The sequence below is a fragment of the Rhizobium sp. WYCCWR10014 genome (genome assembly GCF_001657485.1).
In the GTDB taxonomy this organism is placed as follows: domain Bacteria; phylum Pseudomonadota; class Alphaproteobacteria; order Rhizobiales; family Rhizobiaceae; genus Rhizobium.
The window spans coordinates 216,316-237,005 of sequence record NZ_LXFU01000052.1 but is presented as its reverse complement, the minus strand read 5'-3'; the positions used below and the strand labels follow the sequence as shown (position 1 = coordinate 237,005).

Below are 20,690 nucleotides of genomic sequence, written 5' to 3'. Positions count from 1 at the left end.
TCCGATTATATCCTGAGCGCACGATCTCTTGCATGATTGATATGTGCGACAAGGCTGCTGACGGCGTCCTCCGCCGATCGTCGTTCGATCGCCTCGAGCACCTTCAGGTGCTCAACCATGACAGGTCCGACGTGACCATCGATGCGAAAACGGTCCTGACTGATCAGGCGCATCTTGATTGAGTTCACCCGGTAGGCGTTCGAGATAATGGTATTTCCCAAAGCATCGATAAAGGCGTCATGCATGCCCCAATCGACAGCTTGCGCGTGTACTTCCAATTCGTGCGATCCATCGCCCTTTCGAATGGCGTCGGCGATATCCCGATGCTGCTTCACAAGCCCGGCAACCGTCTCGTCAGACGCGGAGCGGGTGAAAAGCGCGACGGCTTCCTTCTCCAGGAACACGCGCAGCTGGAACGCCTCGCGAATAAGGTTCAGGTCGATATGCGCGATCTGCAACCCCCGCTGGGGCACCGTCTTGATCAGACCTTCGGCTTCGAGCCTCGGGATGAGCTCGCGGATGGCGCCAAGCGTCAGCCCTGTCAGCTCGACGAGGCGGCGCTGCGAAACGAACTGGCCGGGGCGCACGTCACGCGCAAGAAGATGGCGTGTGAAGCTCTCATACGCCTTTTCCCGCAGTGTCGGCTGCTCGTCCGTTCCGTCCATCGCCTCTCCCAGAAACATCTCCGACCTATGCCGCCTTCGAGCGGAAAAGAGTGTCGAACGCAAGAGCGAGTTGCGCCTGCCCTTCGTCGGATATTGAAACGAGTGGTGGGCGAACCGCAAGCCAGATTTCATCCGACGTCAGATGAGTCACCATGGTTTTCACGGCAGCGGTCACCGGAAATTTCAACAGTTCGGCCACAAAATCCTCGATGCGAGAATCGTCCTTGCCTTCCTCCGCCATCAGCTTGACTTCGCGAGGTACGAAATTCGCCATGCCGGAGATCGCACCCTGGCCGCCAAGCCGCACGCCCTTCGCCAGGTGACGTTCGTCGCCTACCAGGATAACGAGATCGCCATGCGTCTTCAGCAGCGCTTCGGTGTAAGGCCAGTCGCCGGAGGAATCCTTGACGCCCGTAACCACATTGGGAAAGGCCGCCCGCAGCCGGCCGATCAGCGATACGCTCAGCGGAACCATGGTGACCGAGGGAATATTGTAGACGATGATGTCTCGCGCCTTGTCGCCCAGGATGGCGAAGACAGCCGAAAACCACTGGAAGACGCCATCGTCACTCACGTTCTTGAAATAGGAAGGAGGAGCAAGAAGGATATTGCGGGCTCCCTTGGAAAGAGCATGGCCGGCCTGCATCGCCGCATCCTCGGCCGCGTCAACCAGGACGCCGACGATGATCTGCTTTGCTGCTATTCCGCTATCAAGCATGGAAGCGAGAACACGCTCACGTTCCCGCGTGCCGATGGACGAACCTTCACCCGTCGTTCCAAACAGGGTCACACTCGAGCACCCCGAAGCGAGGCTTCGCCGTGCCTGCTCGATCATCGCCTCGATCGCGATATTGCCATTGCTGTCGAACGGCGTGGCAAGAGCAACAGAGAGCCCGAATTTTTGTGTCAAATATGCTTCCTCCCAATGAACGGACCAGATGTAGCAAACTAACATGTTAGCTGTAAAGAGCTGATTGCGCGCTGCTTCGCTGTAAGACTGTCGAGGCAGTCGCTTTTGCATGATCAGCTGGCATGCCTCGCCATCGGCCCATTCGCCCGCACGAGCGCCATCAGCATCGGGCCGATCGCAAATTCGCCCCTTTCAGTCCTTCGGGTCAGATCTCTGAGATAACCCCCGGGCGAATTAATGTGCCCTCCCCTTTCCAGAATGCAGGCGATCACGGTTGCAGCGTTTTCCGGTCCCATGCCCGAGCAGGCTTCCTCATAAGCCGAGGGACTGACGCCGAGCATCGAGCGCACGACGACGGCCGCCGACATCAGATCTCGCCAATTGCCGATCGTTCCACCAGGCCCGTAATCGAGAATACTGGGGCAGGCCTGGACGACGAGGCCGAGCGGGAAGGATTTCAGGCTTGGCCCGGCCCCTGGATCGGCCGCGCCTCCCGCCCTGTTGCTCATTCCGCCGGACGGCCTTTGCTGTATCAATCTTCGCTCGTCCGACGGCCCGGCGTTCGGGTCGTTATCGGCCGCTGCCTTTTCGCCCTGCTTCGTTTCGAAGCTTGGTTCAAATTCATAAGGGGAGTCGGGTTTTGAATTCTGTTTGTGATGCTCAATTTGAGACTCATTGGCGTCTATTTTTTGTGTTTTTATCCGTCTTTCCAGCATGTTGACGATCTCGGCGCGCAGCAGTCCCATCTCGTCGAGCAGCGGTGCCAGTGCTTCGGCTGTCGCCACGCGCGGAATTCGAACGAGAAGAGTCCGAAACATCGCCGAAATGCCTTCCCAATCACCGGAAATCTCTTCTTCGAGTGCCGTCGCGATCAACTTGGAAATATCACGCCGGCACAGCGTCAGGCGTTCCCTGGTCACCCGTAGCAGCTCCCGGTCGGCAACCGCCTGAGCGGCCAGACTTTCGATTTCGACAGCACGCGCCAGAAGCGGCGCGACGCTGAAGCCGAACGCCTCGCCGACGGCCCCTGCCCTGTCACGGCGCGCATAGCGCTTTCCATTCGGGCTGTCCTTGCGCAGGATGAGGCCGGCCTCGACCAGCACGGCAAGATGCCGCCTGAGGGTGGCTGGCGTCATGCCTCGAGCGCGCAACGAAAGCTGCGCATTCGACGGGAAAACGATCAGCCCCTTTTCCTCGGAAATTTCGTCGTCAGGGTAAAAGGTCAAAAGTGCGTCGAGCACCGTCAGCGCCCGATCGGTGACGCCAAGCGCCGGCCGCGCTTCGCAGATCGCCCTGAACAGCTTCCATTTGCTGCGTTTCATTCCTGGCTCGATGGTCTCGGCCAGTTGCTGGCTTGCCAGCATGCCAAGCGACATCGGCCGCCGCCCAAAGGGCGTCGTCACATATCCACTCTCCATTTGCCTTCACCTTCGTTCAGGCAAAAGAAAACCATCCACCAATTTGGTGCCTAAGACGCTTGACTGTGATTCGGGGAAATGCGATTCTCGATGTGCTTAAGATCTGAGAAGGGCTTCCACGGCGTCGTCGTTGGGGGCCTTTTTCTTTTGCGCGCTACGCTCCTCTGTCCTTGTTGAACTCCAGGAACAGGCCCTTCAGCCTTTCCTGGACGAATTGATCAAAACCGGGTGCGGTCTTGCCGTCGAAGACGAAGGTCGCACCGGATGCTGTCTTCTTGATCATGACAGGCACCCCACTAAGCTGGGTTTTGGCCACCGCCGGCTTCGGCGCAGCCGTCTTCTTCGTTGCCAGAACGAGCGCCCGCTGAAACCGCTCGTCGCTCGAAATTTTGCGCGCGTCGTCCGCGGACAACTCCGCGACAATCTTTTCGACGTCGGCTTTCTCAAGCCGCTCGCCCAGTTCCAACCATCGCCGGCGGCCGATATCGGGCGCGGCGCCGATGGCGTTGACGAGCTCCAGGGGGACCTGTCGGATGACGATCAGCATTCTCGACAGCGCCGCCTTGTCCACGCCGAGAGCCGCCATGATGACATCGCGGCCAAAGCTGCGTTCCTCGAGCCGCGATGCGAAGAGCGCACGCTCGATGTAGGAGAGATTGGTTCGAGCGCTGTTTTCCTGTCCCTGGCTGACGACCAGCTGACCGTCGGTGAGATCGCGGACGACCGCACGCACCCGGATGCCGATTTCTCGGGTGGCCGCCAGGCGTCGATGGCCGTAAGCGACCTGATAGCGTCCCCTGGTTTCGGGATGCGGGCGGACAAGGATCGGAACCTGTTGCCCGTGCTCGCGGATCTGCTCGACAAGTTGCGCGAGTTCGGCCGGATCGATCGCCAATCGATCGCTGACGAAGGAAGCGTCGATCAGGCCGGGATCGAGTTCGACGATGGTCTGGCCGGTGGCAAGCTGCCGTTCCAGTTCACTCGCGCGCTCCATTTTCTCGGTAATGTTGCCGAGCGTCTTGGTAATGCCGCCGACAGGCGCAGCACTGCGCTCCTGCGGCACGAATCCGGCGATCGGACGATTGTCGCGTGGTGCGACCGCGTCCATCCTTTCCGGGTTCGGAGCGGAAATTTCGATGAGGTTCTTGCGCGCCATCTATCTATTTCCTCCCCCAGGTCGAGCGAATATGCGCCTCGATCTCGCCGTTCACGAGGTTGAGTGATTCCAGTGCCCGATCGTAGGTTCCGCGTGTGAACTGCGACCGCTCGACCTCGTAGAGTGTCTGCTTGGTGACGCCGGCATCGGCGACCGCCGTCGACTTCACCATGGCGTTGTGGAGCATTCGATTGCCGAAGATCGCCCGCATGAAGCCGGTCATCTGGCTTTGCGGCCCGTCGTTCGGTTCGAACCGCGTCACGAGATAGCGCATCCAATCATAGCTGGTACGCCCGCCGGCCTTTTCCACGACCGACATCAGCTCACTCGTCATCGTCAGAAACTGCGACATCGACATGACATCCAGCATCTGCGGGTGAACCGTGATCAAGACCGAGGTTGCCGCGCAGAGCGCCGACATCGTCAGGAACCCCAGCTGCGGCGGGCAGTCGATGACCACGACGTCGTAGAGGCTTTCGATCTCCGTCAGGACCTCGCCGATGCGGGCAAAGAACATAGTCTCCGCCGTACCCGACGCCATCGCCTTCGGGGTCTCGTGCTCGAACTCCATCAGCTCGAGATTGCCTGGAATGAGATGCAGATTGGGTGTGTAGGTGGCGCGCACGATGTCGGCGATGGGGCGGGGATCCTCATATCGGATCGCACCGTAAATCGTTTCGCCCTCTCCGACGTCGAACTCCGGCTGATGGCCGAACAAGGCGGACAAGGAGGCCTGCGGATCGAGGTCGACGGCGAGCACGCGGTAGCCCCTGAGCGCCATGAACTGCGCCAGATGGGCCGCAGTGGTGGTCTTGCCCGAGCCACCCTTGAAGTTCATGACGGAGACGATCTGGAGCTTTTCCCCCGGCCTGCGGGCCGGCACATATTTCGGCGTTCCGTTTCGCTCGTCGAGGACCCGGCGAATTCGATCCATATCGGTTGCACTGTAAAGCCGCCGCCCGTTCGCGAGCGGATCGGGCCCATGGCCGTCGGCGGCCACCTGGCGGAGATAACCTTCGCCGATACCGATGAAGGCCGCAGCTTCCGCCGGCGAAAATGTTCTGATGGTTTTTTGCGACAGCGGGGGGAAGATTTTTGCCTGATGCTGCTGAAGTTGATAGGATAACTCCTTCGCATCTGTTGCCAGAAGCGATGGGAGGTGCTCTTGATCGTCCTGAAGAGCAAGACTCGGCTGCATGATCTTTTTCCCAAGTAACTGCGCAATTTTGAACGAAAGCGCTTCAGTTGCGCAGTTACTATATGCCTCGATTCGTTACCAATTTACAAATGCTTAACCAAACCGCCCGTTTCAGCCCGCCGAGACGGCTGGCGATGTCAGGCAGATTTCAGGCAGTGTGAGCAATGCCATTGGCTCGAAATGACTGATAGGCCGGGCGGCTTTCAAGCCGACCGGGAGGTCAATGAATTCGGCGTCGAAATCCATATTCATCAATATGTTGGGCGCTGTCTCCCTATTTCCCGTCGTCCTTCAGGTAGTTGTTGCCGTTGATCACCAGAAGCCCGTCGGAACCTTTGTCCGGTTCGAATATGCTCATACTTTCCGTCTTGCCGCTCGCGTCGGTCAGGTCGAGACGGTAGCCGGAAAGCTTGTAGCGTCCGCTTGCGCCCGGCCGATTGCCTGATGTGGTCACGCCCGATCGCGATCCGCCGATTTCGTTCGTCATCGAGGCGCCGGACCAGCCTGTGCGTTCGAAAGTGCCGTTTCGATGAAGCGTCAGCGTATGGCTGGACGCCACCGATCCCGATGAGGTCGCGGTCGTGCCGCTGGAGGCAAAGGTGGATACCCATTCGCCGTCGAGCGTCGCACCCTCATCAAATGGCGGCACGGCGCGGTAGTCTGCGTCGGCAATCACCAGGTCTTCGCCCTTTTTCGAGAATGGTTTCGTCTCGATCTCGATCGTGCCGTAAGCAGAGGTGACACTGCGCATTTCGATCGACCCGGCGGAGGAGAAGAAGCCGCCGCCGGTAAGCTTGTAAAGACCGCAAACGGTCGGGGTGTCCTTGCAATGTTCGGCAATGCTCCGACCGCCCTTCGGCAGCTCCGTGCTGAACAGACCCTTCGGATCGAACATGGTAATCGTGCTGTCCGAATAGAAATCCATGCCGCCGAAGACGTTCGGCCGGAGTCCGGTATCGAGATGGGTAAAGACGCCGCCCAGCTCGCCGTCGTCACTCGCCGGCACGAGATCGAAATCTTTGTCGGAAGGATCAAGCTTGACCGAGCGCACAAGGGTTGCGAAATCGGCCTCGGCACTACTGCTTCTGTCGCCGTTCACATTCAGGAGCACGAGCTGAAGATAGACCTGCCGCTTGTCGCCGGCGATGCCGACGACGATCTGGTTGATGGTCACGTTCTTCTGGTGGACGCAGCAGCGTTCTTCCACGCGGATGTCGTCGCCGTTCACCGTGACCCCATAATGCTTGATCAGGATATCTTCCTTTGCCATGTCGGGAAGCGTTGCGACGAAGGTCTTCATGCCGGCCTGCAGAGAATTGCGCGCTGCCGAGAGAGGCTTGGTAATCTGAATCAGAGCACTGCCGCGCTTGTCGTCCTCCGTTTCCGGAAAATCCTTCTGCAGCATGAAGAGATTGCCCTTGCCGGCTTTCCTCCAGCCGGAAGCGGCATCGGGCAGGGTCACCGTCAGGCCGCCGATATCGGCGGGTGCGGCGAAGGATTGAGGGCTGGACAGGAGGGAGACGAGGACGAGAATGAAACCCAAGCCTGATCTTACCCGACCGACCCGATCGATCTGTGCGTTACCCATGTGCGCCTCCCCTCTTTTTTGACTGCTGCCGACGGGATTTGGAGCGGGGTGCGACTAGTTCAACCCTAAGCTTCATAAAGGTTTCCTGAATGCTTCGAGGTTATGAACCCCGGCGACTTAGTGAAAACATCCGAACCTCCGGCGTCGCTCCCCTCGACCTTCCGACAGACACCGTCCTCAGCATCGGCCGGCAGGGAGCGCCTCAGCATCACGGGCCTGCACTGGCCTAACGTTGACTTACCCGGCAAATGAATGTTTGCCATTTCTTGTTTTGCAGTGCACAATATTCACTGCTAACAGGGATGTGAGCCTGTGAGAATTTGCATCTACAAATCAGACGAAGCTCCTGAAGTAACGCTGTTCTTGCGAGAAGGTGTACCGGTGCCCGCACATGCGAAGAGCCAAAAGTGGCGGCACATAAAAGCGGTTGTTGGCGAGGAGGTAAGGGCGGACCTGCTGACCCAAATAGAGATCGGCAATGGCTGTCTTTTCGTCAACCTTGGGCGTCCCCGAAGCACTGATTTGCTGGGGTGAACGCTGCTCAACCGACACGGAATATGCTCGCTCATTATTGTACCCGCCGCCAATCTTTCAGGAGGCAAGCCTTAACCCGCGTTCATCTCGATTTAAAGATTGCGGTGAGCCTTTGAGGGTTCTAATCGCAGCCAGATGAACGTTCTGTGGTGGGTCAATTTTTAGTCCCCTACCGGCTGGAAGATAAGCCGCACGGCCTACTCCCCCATCGATTGGTAGAGCCAGTCAGATAGTTTCTCGGTTGCCACCCGCGCACCTGCATCAGGAAGCAGCGCGTCTTCGCTCAATTCAACCCCGAAATACGACGTGGATCGATCGGTTATCACCTGCCGTTCGTCTTCGTTCGCGGCGAGATAGATCCGGGCGATCTCGTCGATGCCGAACTGCTCCGGGCCGCCGATTTCGACGACATCGCCCGAGGGTGCGCCGGCTGCCAGTTCCGCCAGGAATGCGGCGACATCCCCGGCTGCGACAGGCCTCATGAAGGCTGATGGCAATCGAAAGACATTGCCGTCAGTCCCGATGTCGATCAATCCGTTTATGAACTCGTAAAATTGCGTGGAGCGGAGGATCGTGTAGGGTCGACTTGAAGCCCGGATGAGATTTTCCTGCACCATTTTCGCGCGAAAATAGTCGCTCTCCACGAGGCGCGGCGTGCCAACGACGGAGAGTGCAAGATAGTGCCTGGCGCCGGCTTGCGCCGCAGCTGCGAGCAGGTTCTTCGTCGACGCCTTGAAGAAATCGAACGCCGAACTGTCGCCGAAGGATGCGGCATTGGTCACGTCCACAACGACTTCGGTTCCCGCCATCGCCACATTAAGACCCTTGCCGGTAACCGTGTCGACGCCAAGCGACAATGATGCGGCCGCGACGTCATGGCCCGATCGGCGCAACTTCTCGCTGAGCCGCGTTCCGATGAGACCGCTTGCTCCCACCACCGTGACTTTCATATCGGCATCCTTTGTTGCACGTTTTCTGCAATGCCTCACGCGGATCGACAATGACCGGAAAGCCGGACGCCTTCCATCGTGCCTGAGGTCGGACGCCCTAGCCGTAGGGCATAGCGGAACCAGCCTGAAGTCTAGGATCGCCATCGAGAAGGCAGAACAGCCTTCCGATCCGTCGTTCGCCCGAAAATTCCGGCTACATTCCCGCGCAATGCATGGGTTTCCATGAGTTGCGGTTGTGGTGCGACGGGATTACGCTTTGTAACATGAGCTCGCCAGCCCCGAAATCGACGACGACTGCTGCAGGAAATACTGTTGATCCCCCGGTTCTCTCTGTCCGGCAGGAGCAGTTGATGCTGAGCGTCTGGTCGCACCGTCCCCAACTCCTGCAACTGGGGCTTTTCTTCCTCGCCTATGTACTCGCCTGCGGCTTCGCACAGTCGCTGGCAATCGTGCCGGGAACGGGTATTTCCATCTGGCCTCCGGGCGGGCTTTTCGTCGCGACCCTCATCCTCGCCTCCAGGCGCAGCTGGCCATGGTGGATCCTGGCGGGCTGCCTGGCAGAGATGTTCAGCAATTCCCTGTGGTTCTACAGCCCCGTGCCTGCGGCCTTCCTGATTTATGTCGGCAACGCTCTTGGAGCAATGGTCGCGGCATGGCTGGTGAACCGGACCTTGAAGCACCCTGTTCAGATGGAAACTCTGCAGGAAGTACTCACATTCGTCGTCCTGGCTGCCGGAATTGCACCGATCGTGAGCGCGACCGTGGGAAGTGCCACGCTTGCCTGGTTCGCGATCCAATCGCAATCCTTCACGACGGCCTGGCCGCTATGGTGGATCGGAGACGCAACCGGTGTCCTCATCGTGTCGCCGCTGGCGTTGGTCCTCTTTCACAGCTGGCGCAGCAAGACGCAGTTCTCGCCCGCGCAATGGGTGGAAGCCTGCGTCCTGGGGCTGATCTTTCTCGGTGTCGCAGCTCTTTCGCTGAGCGGCTACCTTCCTTTTGCCTATATCATCATGCCGCCACTTCTCTGGGCCGCCGTCCGCTTCGAGTTCAAGGGCGCCGCGGTATCGCTCGCTCTGCTTGCTCTGATCACGGCGGTCTTCACGATAACGGGCGCCAGCCAGTTTGCCGGCGATCCCGAATCTCAGAAACACAATCAGATCATGCTGCAGCTGTTTCTGGCCATCTCGGCATTTTCGGCGCTGATTGTCGCCGCCATATCCCGACAGCACCAGCTGGCAGTACTCACATTGCGCCAAAACGTGGAGACGTTGCGCGACCGGGAACAGGAGCTCTCGCAACTCGTAGACATGGTTCCGAGCCATGTCTGGCGTCTGACGCCCGAGGGCGAGCCGACCTTCTTCAATAGGCGGATGGTCGATTTCCTGGGTCTTGACGTGGCGGACTCGGACAGGCCAGGCATGAGCCGGCTGGAGGCGGTCCTGCAGGCCACCGTTCATCCCGATGATACAGCCGGTTTCAGGGACGCCCTTCGCCATTGCCTCGCCACCGGCGAGAGCTTCGTCATGCGGTATCGGCTGCGGCGCGCCGATGGTCTCTATCGCTGGATGTCGAGCCGCGCCGAGCCGATGCGCGATCAGGCCGGAAACATCGTCCAGTGGTACGGCCTTTGTCACGATATCGACGATCAGATGCGTGCCGAAGAGGCCATTCGGCGGAGCGAAAGACAGCTTCAGCAGATGATCGACGCCGTGCCGGTCCGCATCTGGAGCGTGGAACCGACAGGCGGATCGACCTACTTCAACAAACGCTACCAGGATCATTTCCGCGCCGTCATCGCCAATTTCGACGCGCGGGCCGAACCGCGCATCGACGAGCTGCTGCAGCAGCTGATTCATCCCGAGGATGCGTCCGACGTGCAGCGCACGCTACGCAATTGTTTTGAAACTGGCGGCGGCTCCGTCATGCGGTTTCGCTGGCTTGAAAAGGATGGCGTCTACCGCTGGGCCGAATGCAGGGTGGAGCCGCGTCGCGACGACGACGGAACGGTCGTGCAATGGTACGGCGTCTCCCTCGATATCGACGAGGAGGTGCGCGCGCTGGAGGCGTTGCGCGACCGCGAACGCGAGCTGTCGCAACTCGTGGACATGGTCCCGGTCCAGATCAGGCGCCTGACGCCGGAAGGCGAACCGGTCTTCTTCAACAAGCGCCTGATCGACTTTTTCGGTCTCGATGTTGGCGATATGGACAAGCCCGGCATGAGCCGCCTCTCCTCGGTCATTCACACCCTCGTCCATCCCGATGACGCATCGAGGTTGCTCGAGACGGTTCACAGCTCCCTCGCCAGCGGCGATCCCTTCTCGATAAAATATCGCATGCGCCGTTTCGACGGAGCCTATCGCTGGGTCGACGGCCGCGCAGAACCACTGCGGGATCAAAGCGGCGCAATCATGCAATGGTATGTGATCTCAGTCGACATCGACGACGAGATGCGCGCGCAGGAAGCGCTACGCGACCGGGAGCGGGAGCTTTCGCAACTCGTAGACATGGTTCCGAGCCTGCTCTGGCGGCTCAATCCGGAAGGGGCTCCGACCTTCTTCAACCAGCGCCTGATCGATTTTCTCGGTCTCGACATTGCCGATATGGAAAAGCCGGGCGCCAGCCGGCTGGCGGCGCTCATCGAGGCCGCCGTCCATCCCGACGATGCAGCCAGCCTCGAGCAAGCGCTCAACCATTCCTTCGCTACGGGGGAGCGCTTCTCCAGCCAGTATCGCCTGCGGCGCGCCGATGGCGTCTACCGCTGGGTGAAAGGCAGTGCCGAGCCGCTGCGGGACGAGAGCGGCCGGATCGTCCAATGGTATGGTCTGTCGCATGACATCGACGATCAACTGCGCGTCGAGGAGGCACTGCGGGAGAGAGAACGATCGCTCTGGCAGCTCGTTGAAACGCTGCCGGCAATGATCGATTGCGCAGCACCTGATGGAGAACCGATCTATCGCAGCCAGCAACTGCGCGACTTCCTCGGTTACAATCTCGAGGAGTTGGACGGAACGAGCAAAACCCGGCTGGCCGGCACACTCGATGCCGGTGTTCATCCCGACGATGTGGCAGGCGTCAAAGAAAACTATGCCCATTCATTGTCCACTGGCGAGCCCTATGCGCGTAGGCACCGTCTGCGGCGCCATGATGGTGAATATCGCTGGGTCGAGACACGTGCGGCACCGATGCGCAATGCCGAAGGCGTCATCGTCCAGTGGAATGTCATCTGCCTTGACATCGACGGTGAGGTTCACGCGGAGGAAGATCTGCGTCGGGCGCGAGAGGGTCTTGCACGCGCGAGCCAAGTAGCGAGCCTGGCCGAGCTTTCGGCCTCCATTGCGCACGAGGTGAACCAGCCGCTTGCGGCCGTCGTGGCCAACTCACACGCCTGCCAGCGCTGGCTCATGGCCGAGCCGCCGAATATGGAGCGGGCACAGAGGACCGTCGAGCGCATCATCCGGGATGCCAACTCCGCGGCGGATGTCGTCAGCCGCATTCGCGCTCTGTTCAAGCAATCCGTGGACAGGAGGATCCCATCGACGCTCTCCGGTATCGTCAACGAAGCGCGCAACCTCATGGCCGACGAGGCCTGGCGTCGTCACGTTCGGCTGGTAGTGGAGGTCGACACCACCCTTCCACTCATCGCAATCGACCGCGTCCAGATCCAGCAGGTTCTGATCAATCTCATCCGCAACGGCATCGAGGCAATGGACGCCGCGACAGGCGACAGGGTCATCGAAATCCGCGTGTGCCAGATCGGGAATATCCTCCAGACCGAGGTCAGCGATCGCGGCCAGGGCATCGACTTTCCCGAAAAGATGTTCGAGCCGTTCTTTACGACCAAGGAAAACGGCATGGGCATGGGGCTGGCCATCTGCCGCTCGATCGTCGAACTGCACGGCGGACGATTGTGGGCCGAGAAGAACAATCCGTGCGGAGCGACGTTGATCTTCACATTGCCTATTGAAACGAAGGCGGCGCCATGACGGCCGACGACCATATCGTCTTCATCGTCGACGACGATGAACGTATCCGGGAAGCGCTCGGCGAACTGCTGGACTCGCATGGCATGCACGCCATCGCCTTCGAATCGGCCTGCGACTACGTGAGAGCGGACAAGCCAGACGTACCCGCCTGCCTCGTGCTGGACATCGAGCTGCCTGACATCAACGGTCTCGATCTGCAGAGACAGATCGCCGACAGGGATCATCCGCCGATCGTCTTCATTACGGGACACGGCGACATTCCCTCCTCCGTGCGTGCGATCAAGCATGGCGCGGTGGACTTCCTGACCAAGCCGTTCAGCGATGAGGACCTCATGGCGGCAATCCACGCGGCGATTGCTCAGGATCGGGAAAAGAGAGCCGAGCGCGCCGAGATCGACGCGCTCAGACAACACTATCTCGACCTGACGCCGCGCGAGCGCGAAGTGCTGCCGCTGGTCGTCAGCGGTCTTCTCAACAAGCAGGCCGCAGCCGAATTGGGGATCAGCGAAGTGACGCTGCAGATCCATAGAAGAAATGTGATGCAGAAAATGGCCGCGGCATCGCTCGCCGATCTGGTGCGGATCGCGGAGAGATTGGAAATACCGATAACCCACTCGCGCCGAGTGGGAGGGAATTGAAACATGAACAAGACAAGACACGTCGTGGCAATTGTCGATGACGATCCAAGGTTGCTTGAATCGATGGGCGACCTTCTGGAATCTGCGGGTTATGTGGCCCGCAGCTTCTCATCGGCGGGCTCGCTGCTCGTCAACGGGCTCTCGGACCTCGACCTGCTCATCACCGATATCGGAATGCCTGGCATCGACGGCTTCGAACTTCGTGACCTGGTGAGGAAGTCGCGCCCGGAGCTGCCGGTATTCATGATCACGGGCCGCCACGAGATAGCCGATCAGGGACGCGCTCAAGGCGCGAGCGGATTTTTCCGCAAGCCCTTCGATGCCCAGGCCCTGCTGGCAGCCATTGCCCACGCTTTGCATAAATCGACAGATGGAGGGTGACATGAGAGTTGACCAGCCGTTGCTGCGGAGATCGGCGCCGTTATCATTGCAATGCAGTTATGAAGAGAATCAGCCGCTCGTCATTATCGTCGATGACGACGCATCGGTCCGCGAGGCGCTGTCGGAGCTGATCCTGTCGGCGGGTTTCCAGTCGACCAGTTTTGCTTCGACCCGCGAACTGCTTGACGCCGATATATTGGATAGCCCCGGCTGCCTGATCCTCGACGTGCGCATGCCAGGCGCAAGCGGCCTTCACCTGCAGAGCCATCTGGCCGAAAACGGCATTTCCAAGCCGATCATTTTCCTGACCGGGCATGGCGACATCCCGATGACCGTCCAGGCGATGAAGGCCGGCGCCGTGGATTTCCTCACCAAACCGGTGCGAGACCAGACGCTGCTCGACGCCGTGACTGCGGGCATTGCGATGGATGCCGAGCGACGAGCCGAAGCGGCGATCACCAAGCGCAATATCAAGCGCCTGGAGACACTGACGCAGCGCGAGCGCGAGGTCCTGCATGAAGTGGCGCGCGGCCGCCTCAACAAGCAGATCGCCTTCGACCTCGGCATCAGCGAGGTGACGGTCAAGCTGCATCGCAGCAATGTCATGCACAAGATGGAGGCTGCCTCCATCGGCGAACTGATCCGGGCCTGGGAAACACTGCCCGCGCAAATGCGCCAGGTCGGCCCGCGCTAGCTTACAGGCGAAGGATGCCGGCCTCGAAGATAATCTGCCACGCTGTCCATTTGATGCGCGCCGTATCCGATTCGCGCCGGAAAAGACGATGCGGCGCCAATAATGGGTTTCGGCCCCGTACCCATGCGTTATCTCTAAATTAAAGCTCGGGGATATGACCAGATACCCGGCTTTGGTTCCCCAAAGGAGATCTCGCTTTGAACAATCAATCGTCAGCCGCGCCTTCCTCTGAAACCAACACCTTCGACAACGAAGCAAACTTCCTGTCGGCTATGGGGAATGCCAAACGGCTTCACATTCTGCATCTGTTGGCCGAAGGAGAAATGTCCGTGAGCGTCCTGGCCGACGAGGTGGGATTGAGCCAATCTTCGACTTCCCAGCATTTGGCAATTCTTCGAGAACAGGAACTCGTGCAGACGCGAAGGGCTGCCCAGACGATCTACTATTCACTTCAATCCGCTGCAGCCACGGCGATGCTCGATACGCTCGCCGACATCTTCGGATGGCACCCTCGCTCCCCAATAGAACGCGTCCGAGCCGTAGGCACCTGACGAAATGACGAAGCGTTGCTCTTGCGGCTCATGATTGGAGCATGCTCTTGTAGGCAACTCGGGATCGGCGCCGCGGCAACGAAGAGCAGCGCAATGGCGAAGACGGCGAACAAGATGACTGCGGCTTGAGCGTAAGCGCCAAGCTGAGCCGTTCAGGGGCGTAAGTCCAGGCCGGGATGCCCGTGGCGCGGGAGCCCCGCGATGCTTCGCCCACATGCCCCCGAACGCATCTATCCCTGATGTACGTTTGATGTACGCCTCCTAGACCACGGTGTGATTACGCCTCCATTGCGAATGGAGATAATGAACCACATCAGGAACGGGAACAGTCAGGAGGAAGCGGCCATGAGTATGGACGTAGCAAACGGCCAGCGCCATGGAGGCGATCATGGACGTATATGAGGCAGTCAAAAGTCGACGGTCGGTGCGCGGTTTCAAAGACGAGCCTGTGCAGAGGGAGGTGCTTGAGCGTGTGCTGTCCGCCGCAGCTTGGTCGCCGTCAGGATCGAACATCCAGCCGTGGAACACCTACGTGATGACCGGCGCACCACTGGCGGAGCTCAAGACGTCCGCCGTCGAGCGCGTGGCCCATGGCGACGCCTGGGACAAGCGGCAGTACGAGATGTACCCGGCCGGGCTGAAGCCGCCCTACGGGGAGCGCCGGTCCGCCTTCGGCAAGGAGCGCTACAGCGCGCTCGGCATTGCGCGCGAGGACTGGGAGGCGCGCCAGCGGGCAGCAATCGCCAACTGGAACTGTTTCGGCGCGCCCGCCGCCCTGTTCTGCTACATCGACCGTGACCTCGGCCTACCCCAATGGGCCGACGTCGGCATGTATCTGCAGACCATCATGCTGCTGCTCCGCGCCGAAGGTCTGCACAGTTGCCCGCAGATGGCGTGGTCGCAGGTTCGCGAGACGGTCGCAGAGGTACTGTCACCCCCGGACGGGCTCATCCTCTTCTGCGGCATGTCGATCGGGTACGAGGATCCCACGGTCAGTTACGCCCGTACAGGCCGCGCCCCGCTCGACGAGACGGTCACGTTCCTCAGCGATTAGTGACTTGCGATCGAAGAACAGGAAACCCCTTCTAGGATTCTTGCGTATGATACGTCTTATCATGCGAGATATCGGAGAACCCCATGACCACGCATAAAGTAGGCTATCTCATCGGCAGCCTCGCCAAGGGCTCGATCAACCGCAAGCTCGCCAAGGCGTTGGTGCGGCTCGCCCCGCCGGAACTTGAAATGTCGGAGATATCCTTCAAGGACCTGCCGCTCTACAGCTACGACTATGACGCCGACTACCCTACGGCTGGCAAGGCATTCAAGGCGGCAATCGCGGCCGTCGACGCCGTGCTGTTCGTCACGCCCGAATACAATCGATCCATACCCGGCGGGCTGAAAAACGCCATCGACTGGGCGAGCCGCCCCTACGGCACCAACTCGTTCACACGTAAGCCGTCAGCGGTGATCGGCACGTCGCCGGGCGCGATAGGCACAGCAGTCGCCCAGCAGAATTTGCGCAGTGTGCTCAGCTTCTGCAACTCTCCCCAGATGAATGCCCCGGAAGCCTACATCCAGTTCACACCGGGGCTGATCACCGATGACGGCGAGGTCACGAACGACAAAACCGCCGATTTCCTTCGCACTTTCATGCAGGACTTCCATGTTTTCGTCGCAAGGGTTCGCTCAGTGCTGCCGAAAGATGCCTAGAGCGGTTCAGCTTTTCACGGAAGCGCAGAACCGCTCTTAACCTTTTGTTTTTACGCAATTCCGGACGGAAAACCGTTTCACACTTTTCCTGGAATTGCTCTAGAAGCGTCCGCCTGCGGGAGCTGGCCGGGCCATGCTGGCGGCCAGCTCCTATTTTTGAAGCGCGCAATATCCTCAGGCGAAGGCGTAGGAGCCGTCAGGTCGCTTCGGCACCCGCCGCTGCCAATGGATGTATCCTTCTTCTTCCATCGCCTTCTCGTCCATTTCGACGCCCCAGCCCGGCCGGTCGGGACGCAATTCCAGATAGCCGTCCTTCGGCAGATAGGGATCGACGACATAGCGGGTTTCCCCCTCCCGCTTCTCGATATCGAGGCCGCCATAGACATAGGCCTGTCCCTTCGGCAGTCGGTATTCGAGGATGCGGAAATTCTGTGCCGCCGCCGAAAAATGGACATTGACCGCCGTCGCAAGCGGTCCCATCGGGTTGTGCGGCGCCACGCCGACGAAGAAGGCTTCGGCGAGGGTGGCGATGCGGCGCATTTCGCTGATGCCGCCGACGACGCAGATATCGGGCTGGATGAGGTCCGCGCCCTTGACCTGCAGCAGGCGCAGGAACTCGTTTCTGTTGTAGAGTGACTCGCCGGTCGCCAGCGTGCAGTTGAGCCCCTGTTTCAGATCGCCCCAGGCCTCGATATTTTCAGGACGCAGCGGCTCCTCGAAAAACAGCGGATCATAAGGCGCCAGCGCATTGCCGAGCTGGCGAGCGGCGATCGGCTCGAAAATCTTCGCATGGGCGTCGAAGGCGATCTCGTATTCGTCATTGACCGTTTCGCGCAGCGAGCGGAAATAATCCGCCGAAGCTTTGACGACATTGCCCCAGCGGTTGGAGTGCATGTCGATCCGCCAGGGGCTGAGCTTGAAGGCGGTGAAACCCCACCCCTCCTTGAGGCGATCGAATTCGTCGCGGGCCGCCGGCGCATCCGGCGCGGTATAGACACCGGCATAGACCTTGATGCGGTCGCGGACTTCGCCGCCGAGCAGCTTGTAGACCGGGACATTCACCGCCTTGGCCGCAAGGTCCCACAGGCAGTGATCGAGCGCGGAGATCGCGGCAAGGCCAAGCGCGCCCGGCGGAAACCGGCTCTGCTGGATCAGCAGATTGACGAGATACTCCACGCGTGTCGGGTCCTGGCCGGAGACAAATCCGTAGAGATAATCGAGCAGCGGCGGCAGCGCCTTGTCGGGGCCGTGATTGTAGCATTCGCCCCAACCCGTCAGCCCGTCATCGGTGTCGAGCGCGACGATCACGCGCGGACGGTCCTTGTCGCGGGTCATGAAAACCCGCATGCGGTCGATCTTCATCTTTCTGTCCTTCTAGCGATTGAAATAGGTGCGGCGCGACTGGCGCGTCTGCACGTAGAGATGCTCGTTGTCGGTGCCGGGATTGTAGGCACCGGCACTTTGCGGGACCGAGACATTGCCGTTGCTGGGGAAGCGCGCCACGAAGGCCTCGTCGATATCGCAGCCAAGTCCCGGGCCATCAGGAACGGCGATCAAGCCGTCGACCTGTTGCGGATGCGGCACGATCGTCTGGCGGCGGCCGTCCCAATCATCGTCGAGGCGTTCAAGGATGAGGGCGTTGGGGATCGCTGCAAGCAGATGCAAAGCCGCATATTCCGCCACCGGCCCGAGCGAACCCGAATGCGGCGCCATCTGGATATGATGGGCTTCGGCCATGGCCGCGATCTTCTTCATCTGGGTGATGCCGCCAGCCCGGCCGGTGTCCGGCTGGATGACGTCGACCAGTTCCTTCTCGATGAGCTCACGCTCGCCGAAGATGGTCGCCGAACGCTCGCCGGCGGCAAGCGGCACATGTGCTGCGTCGCGGATGCGCCGGTAGCCGTCGATATTCTCCGGCGCGATCGGATCTTCCACCCACATCAATTCATAGGGTTCGAGCGCCCGCACCAGCCGGCAGGCATCCGCAGGCGTCAGCCACGGCGGCCCATGCAGATCGATGGCGATGTCCATGTCGTCGCCGACGGCGTCACGCAGCGCGGCAACCTTGCGGACCGGATCGGCGACGCCGCCGCACTTGATCGCCTTTATGCCGCGGTCCTTAAGAGCAAGCGCGCGCTCGGGCGTATTCGCATGCGAATAGATCGGGATCTGCTCGCGCACCTTGCCGCCGAGCAGCATCCAGACAGGCACGCCGAGCGCCTTGCCCTTGATGTCCCATAGCGCAATGTCGATGCCGGTCATCGCACCGCCTCCGACCGTCCCGAGCATGCCATGGCCCATCATCGCGATATGCATCTTCTGCCACAGCCGTTCGATATGGGCCGGATCTTCGCCGATGAGCAGTGGGGCGAGATCATGGATCGCCGTCTCGACAACACGCGGCCAGCCCGAGCATTCACCGATGCCGGTGATGCCCTCATCGGTATCGATCTTCAGAAAGAGCCAGTTTCTGGTGCCGCCGAACTGCTTGGAGGCGCCACCGCCAGAACGTTGGTCGGAAGCACAGTTCGCGGGATCGGGCTGACCGACATGCATGAGAAAAGTGCGGATCCCGGTGATTTTCATCGCTGAAAACTCCCATTCTTCAATATGTCCGGCGCGACGTATCGGAAACGCCGCGAATGATCGCGATCACGCGGATCGGGGCGCGGGATCGCTGATATGAGCGCCTGCGTATAGGCATGTTCGGGTGTGCGGCAGACCTTCTCCGCGTCACCGATTTCGACGAGCTGGCCTTTGTACATGACGCCGACACGGTCACACATGTAGCGGATAACGCCGATATCATGACTGATGAAGATATAGGCGAGACCGAGTTCGTCCTGCAGGCGCATCAACAGATCGAGCACCTGCGAGCGCACCGAGACGTCAAGTGCCGAGGTTGCCTCATCGGCAACGATGACGCGCGGATTGAGCGTGATGGCACGGGCAATGCCGATGCGCTGACGCTGGCCGCCGGAGAATGCGTGCGGGTAGCGTTCGCGCGCCCTCGGGTCGAGGCCAACCTGCTCCATCAGGTGGCAAACGCGCTCCTCCAACGCCCGCCCCTTTGCGACGCCATTGACGAGCAGCGGCTCGCCGATGATTTGGGAGACGGTCATGCGCGGGTTGAGGGAGCCGAAAGGATCCTGAAACACCATCCGCAATTCCCGCCTTGCGGCGGCGAGTGTCTGACCTTTTGCCGTTGCCAGATCGATAATGTCGCCGTCGGCGCGGCGATAGAGGATTTCGCCTGCAGTCGGATCGATCAGCCGCATGATCGAGCGACCCATCGTCGTCTTGCCGGATCCGCTCTCGCCGACGATGCCGAGCGTTTCGCCCGGCAGAAGCGAAATGGAAACATCGTCCAGCGCTTTTACCTCGCCGAAATCCATCGATACATTGCGGAGTTCGAGGATCGGTGGCGCCGTCGTGTCGAGCGGCGGGCGCACCAGCCGGATTTCGGCTTTCGCTTCCAGCTTCAGCACCGAGCCGATCAGCATGCGGGTATAGTCGTCTTTCGGCGCATGAAAGATCTGCTCGACAGGCGCATATTCCTTGGCGACGCCGTTGTGCATGACCAGCACATCGTCGGCGATCTGCGCTACGACGCCCATATCATGCGTGATGAAGAGAACGGCCATGCCCTTGGCCTTCTGCAGCCGGGCGATCAGGTCGAGAATTTCGGCCTGCGTCGTCACGTCGAGCGCCGTGGTCGGCTCGTCGGCGATCAGCAGCTGCGGTTTGCAGGCGAGCGCCATGGCGATCATCGCGCGCTGGCGCATGCCGCCGGAATATTGAAACGCATAGCGGTCCAGCGCTTTTTCCGGCGAGGGAATTTCGACTTGGCTGAGCAGCGATATGGCTTCCGCGCGCGCCTCTGCCTTGCTCATCCGGGTGTGAAGGCGAAGCGCCTCGACGATCTGGTTGCCGACCGTGTGGATCGGCGACAGCGACGACATCGGCTCCTGGAAGATCATGGCGATGTCGCGGCCGCGGATCGCTCGGATCTGACGCCCGCGCGGATTGAGGCTGGTCAGATCGGTCGACCCGCCGTTCTGATCGTTCAATATGATCGATCCGCCGGATATGCGGCCGGGCGCATCGACGATCTGCAGGATCGAACGCGCCGTCACCGATTTGCCGGATCCGCTTTCGCCGACGACACAGAGCGTCTTGCCCGGCTCGATCGAGAAAGACAGATCGCTGACAGCGCGAAAGACGCCGGTGCGAAGAGGGAACTCGACCGTCAGATTTTTCACCTGCAACAGCGGCCTGCCGGCAATAGGAAGGATATCGGTCATGCCGGCC

Annotated in this window: 18 protein-coding genes; 7 read left to right on the top strand and 11 right to left on the bottom strand. The window is 60.3% G+C overall.

Annotated elements, in window-relative coordinates:
* Nucleotides 1-5: 5 nt before the first annotated feature.
* The 8 genes from A6U98_RS33665 to A6U98_RS33635 form a co-directional block, all read right to left on the bottom strand.
* Nucleotides 6-683, bottom strand: coding sequence for a GntR family transcriptional regulator (locus A6U98_RS33665; RefSeq protein ID WP_197496474.1), 678 nt, complete (start codon nucleotides 681-683; stop codon nucleotides 6-8).
* Between the two features lie 7 nt (nucleotides 684-690).
* Nucleotides 691-1,575 carry a dihydrodipicolinate synthase family protein gene (locus tag A6U98_RS33660; RefSeq protein ID WP_064655539.1) on the bottom strand — a complete coding sequence of 295 codons (885 nt, stop codon included), beginning with the start codon at nucleotides 1,573-1,575 and terminating at the stop codon, nucleotides 691-693.
* Nucleotides 1,576-1,688: 113 nt separating this feature from the next.
* Nucleotides 1,689-2,993, bottom strand: coding sequence for a plasmid replication protein RepC (gene repC / locus A6U98_RS33655; RefSeq protein WP_064655538.1), 1,305 nt, complete (start codon nucleotides 2,991-2,993; stop codon nucleotides 1,689-1,691).
* Nucleotides 2,994-3,147: 154 nt separating this feature from the next.
* A complete protein-coding gene (repB, locus tag A6U98_RS33650) occupies nucleotides 3,148-4,149 on the bottom strand; it encodes a plasmid partitioning protein RepB (RefSeq protein WP_064655537.1) in 1,002 nt (333 codons plus the stop codon).
* A 4-nt stretch (nucleotides 4,150-4,153) separates the two neighbouring features.
* Nucleotides 4,154-5,347, bottom strand: a complete 1,194-nt coding sequence (gene repA / locus A6U98_RS33645) for a plasmid partitioning protein RepA (RefSeq protein ID WP_064655536.1) — start codon at nucleotides 5,345-5,347, stop codon at nucleotides 4,154-4,156.
* 274 nt (nucleotides 5,348-5,621) lie between these two features.
* Nucleotides 5,622-6,935 carry a hypothetical protein gene (locus tag A6U98_RS33640; protein WP_064655535.1) on the bottom strand — a complete coding sequence of 438 codons (1,314 nt, stop codon included), beginning with the start codon at nucleotides 6,933-6,935 and terminating at the stop codon, nucleotides 5,622-5,624.
* A gap of 333 nt (nucleotides 6,936-7,268) precedes the next feature.
* Complete coding sequence (locus tag A6U98_RS36525; RefSeq protein WP_082934042.1) at nucleotides 7,269-7,487, bottom strand: hypothetical protein; 219 nt, start codon at nucleotides 7,485-7,487, stop codon at nucleotides 7,269-7,271.
* A gap of 179 nt (nucleotides 7,488-7,666) precedes the next feature.
* The gene (locus A6U98_RS33635) at nucleotides 7,667-8,419 is read right to left on the bottom strand and encodes an NAD(P)H-binding protein (RefSeq protein WP_064655534.1); all 753 of its coding nucleotides are present in this window, start codon (nucleotides 8,417-8,419) and stop codon (nucleotides 7,667-7,669) included.
* Between the two features lie 350 nt (nucleotides 8,420-8,769).
* Here A6U98_RS33635 and A6U98_RS33630 point away from each other — a divergent pair, with 350 nt between their 5' ends.
* The 7 genes from A6U98_RS33630 to A6U98_RS33600 all read left to right on the top strand — a co-directional run bounded on the left by A6U98_RS33630 (nucleotide 8,770) and on the right by A6U98_RS33600 (nucleotide 16,379).
* Entirely contained in the window at nucleotides 8,770-12,405 is a 3,636-nt protein-coding gene (locus A6U98_RS33630; RefSeq protein ID WP_064655533.1) for a PAS domain-containing protein, read from the top strand.
* The gene (locus A6U98_RS33625) at nucleotides 12,402-13,043 is read left to right on the top strand and encodes a response regulator (protein ID WP_064655532.1); all 642 of its coding nucleotides are present in this window, start codon (nucleotides 12,402-12,404) and stop codon (nucleotides 13,041-13,043) included. Before A6U98_RS33630 ends, A6U98_RS33625 begins: the two co-directional genes overlap by 4 nt.
* Nucleotides 13,044-13,046: 3 nt before the next feature.
* The gene (locus tag A6U98_RS33620) at nucleotides 13,047-13,424 is read left to right on the top strand and encodes a response regulator (RefSeq protein ID WP_064655531.1); all 378 of its coding nucleotides are present in this window, start codon (nucleotides 13,047-13,049) and stop codon (nucleotides 13,422-13,424) included.
* 1 nt (nucleotide 13,425) lies between these two features.
* Nucleotides 13,426-14,118 carry a response regulator transcription factor gene (locus A6U98_RS33615; protein WP_029871203.1) on the top strand — a complete coding sequence of 231 codons (693 nt, stop codon included), beginning with the start codon at nucleotides 13,426-13,428 and terminating at the stop codon, nucleotides 14,116-14,118.
* Nucleotides 14,119-14,315: 197 nt separating this feature from the next.
* Nucleotides 14,316-14,669, top strand: a complete 354-nt coding sequence (locus A6U98_RS33610; RefSeq protein ID WP_064655530.1) for a metalloregulator ArsR/SmtB family transcription factor — start codon at nucleotides 14,316-14,318, stop codon at nucleotides 14,667-14,669.
* A gap of 388 nt (nucleotides 14,670-15,057) precedes the next feature.
* The gene (locus A6U98_RS33605) at nucleotides 15,058-15,723 is read left to right on the top strand and encodes a nitroreductase (protein WP_064655630.1); all 666 of its coding nucleotides are present in this window, start codon (nucleotides 15,058-15,060) and stop codon (nucleotides 15,721-15,723) included.
* Nucleotides 15,724-15,806: 83 nt separating this feature from the next.
* Nucleotides 15,807-16,379 carry an NADPH-dependent FMN reductase gene (locus tag A6U98_RS33600; RefSeq protein WP_064655529.1) on the top strand — a complete coding sequence of 191 codons (573 nt, stop codon included), beginning with the start codon at nucleotides 15,807-15,809 and terminating at the stop codon, nucleotides 16,377-16,379.
* A gap of 174 nt (nucleotides 16,380-16,553) precedes the next feature.
* Here A6U98_RS33600 and A6U98_RS33595 read toward each other — a convergent pair whose 3' ends face one another.
* From A6U98_RS33595 to A6U98_RS33585, 3 genes are read right to left on the bottom strand one after another with little or no spacing between them, the layout of a single operon-like run.
* On the bottom strand, nucleotides 16,554-17,741 hold the full coding sequence (locus tag A6U98_RS33595; protein ID WP_011649533.1) for a galactarate dehydratase: 1,188 nt from the start codon (nucleotides 17,739-17,741) through the stop codon (nucleotides 16,554-16,556).
* A 12-nt stretch (nucleotides 17,742-17,753) separates the two neighbouring features.
* Nucleotides 17,754-18,965 (bottom strand): mandelate racemase/muconate lactonizing enzyme family protein, encoded by a 1,212-nt coding sequence (locus A6U98_RS33590; protein WP_064655528.1) that lies wholly within the window; start codon nucleotides 18,963-18,965, stop codon nucleotides 17,754-17,756.
* The gene (locus tag A6U98_RS33585) at nucleotides 18,962-20,683 is read right to left on the bottom strand and encodes an ABC transporter ATP-binding protein (RefSeq protein WP_064655527.1); all 1,722 of its coding nucleotides are present in this window, start codon (nucleotides 20,681-20,683) and stop codon (nucleotides 18,962-18,964) included. Before A6U98_RS33585 ends, A6U98_RS33590 begins: the two co-directional genes overlap by 4 nt.
* Nucleotides 20,684-20,690 lie beyond the last annotated feature (7 nt).